Annotated in this window: 2 protein-coding genes; both read right to left on the reverse strand. The window is 35.7% G+C overall.

Going from position 1 to position 1,746, the window contains the following annotated elements:
- On the reverse strand, positions 1-1,151 hold a 1,151-nt coding region (locus tag RB298_RS00080; protein WP_486045137.1), incomplete at its 3' end, for a glycosyl hydrolase family 18 protein.
- A gap of 528 nt (positions 1,152-1,679) precedes the next feature.
- Positions 1,680-1,746, reverse strand: a 67-nt coding sequence (locus tag RB298_RS00085) for a universal stress protein (RefSeq protein ID WP_486045139.1), incomplete at its 5' end; no start/stop codon positions are given.

The raw sequence follows: 1,746 nt of genomic DNA on the forward strand, positions 1-1,746 counted from the left end.
AACTCAGCTTTCCATGTGTTATAAACGTGAATGCTGTCCAAAATCCATACCTCTTGCTTCCCCGTTCCGTCTTTATAATTTACATACGGCGGTTTGCTTTCATCTGCCCCCTCGCCATCCACGTGGGCTTTTTGAGCCATTCGCATGACGTCTTCAAATGATACAACCTCTCCTCCTTGCTTGCTTTTTTCATCCCAGTCATATCCATAGTTTCCAAGACTAACAATCATCTTATCTTTTAACGATTTTGATAAATTGTTTTGATACCAAGAAAATGAAGCAATAGGACCCGGGCTTTGAAAGTGCTCGTCGTACATCATTAAAATCATACGGTCATTATACTGTTCTAAATGGCTATAATCGAATGCTTTATTAGCTGGAGGCACATCCATAGTTACCATTAACCCATCTTCATGGAAGGCTGTATAAAGTTTCTTCATAAAGTCTGTTAGTAAGCCTCTGTCGCTGCTTTTGATATTTTCAAAATCTATATTTACCCCATCATATCCATTTTCTTTAATTTGATGATGTAAATTATGTATGAGTTTGGATTGTTCCTGAGGAGATTGCAGCAAGCGGTGAACCGTTTGCTCATCCCATTTTCCATTTGACTCGTTTGTGAGCAGCGGTAAAACCTTTGTATGATGCTTTTTAGCAAAATCTCCGATATCTTTTTGAACACTGCTTTTTAACTCCAAGTTCGAATTTAGTGAAAACCATTGAGGTACAAGGACGTCAATTTGGTCAATATTATTTTTTAATGAACGCTCACTATTTTTATCCCAATTAACATAGAACGCATAAACATCATCTTTGTTCACAATCCGGTTTTCTAAAAACTTTTTATGAGACTCATCTTCTGAAAAAGAAGAGAGCTGGCCGCTATCATTATCGGACGGATAAATAGTCGAAAATTCATTCTTTTCTTCAGTCCCCCATGTTGGCAAGACCGGATTAAAGTGAAGGCTTAAGCCTGAAACGAAAGCTGAAAAAAGAGTAAAAATAATTACGAGTATAAATAGACTTATAATAATGTGCCATCGTTTTAAAGAACTAGTCTCAAAAATGAATTTTTTTTTACTTTTGTCCGTGTGCGAACCAGCCGGCTGCTCACCTCGCTTGTTCTTTTTGTTGAATCGTGTTGTTTGCACATGCATACCTGCTTTCTATCCTTTTTAGCTATGATGTAAAGGAAAAAACGTTTCTACCTCTGTTTTTGTATCCTCTACGTATTTTTCTCACTTTCTCTACATTTTTTAGTTTGCTAGTAGAAAAAAGAGTGGAGATCCGCATTGTTTTTGTAAAAAGTTATATACTCAAAAGAGCGAAAACTTTTATACCCCTGTGCGTCTGACACTATAAGTTTTTCTGCAAACAAAAGGATAACAGAAGTAAATCAAGCGGTATATATGCTAATTTATCGAATTTAGAGATAACTTATGGAAGTGTAAGGCTTTACAGCTATATCTTTTTCTAGTTCTTATCTCGTCTTATTAGTTATTTAGACATGTATTTTTTTCATTTTCTTAAAGCTTTCTACTAAAAGTAGTGTATTGCGTAGAGAACTCCTGCGTTTTTACCTTATTAAAAATTCCCAACCAGCTAAAGCACTAGACGATTTAAAGGCGACACAGATTAACTCATAATAAAAAGCATGTTCTCGAGGGAGAACATGCTTTTTATTTAACGATGATAACAGGACATTCTGCGGATTGAGCAACTTCGTGACTTACACTTCCTAAAAAT

The sequence above is a fragment of the Priestia sp. BR_2 genome, from assembly GCF_041954005.1.
Lineage (GTDB): Bacteria > Bacillota > Bacilli > Paenibacillales > Paenibacillaceae > Paenibacillus_AQ > Paenibacillus_AQ lautus_A.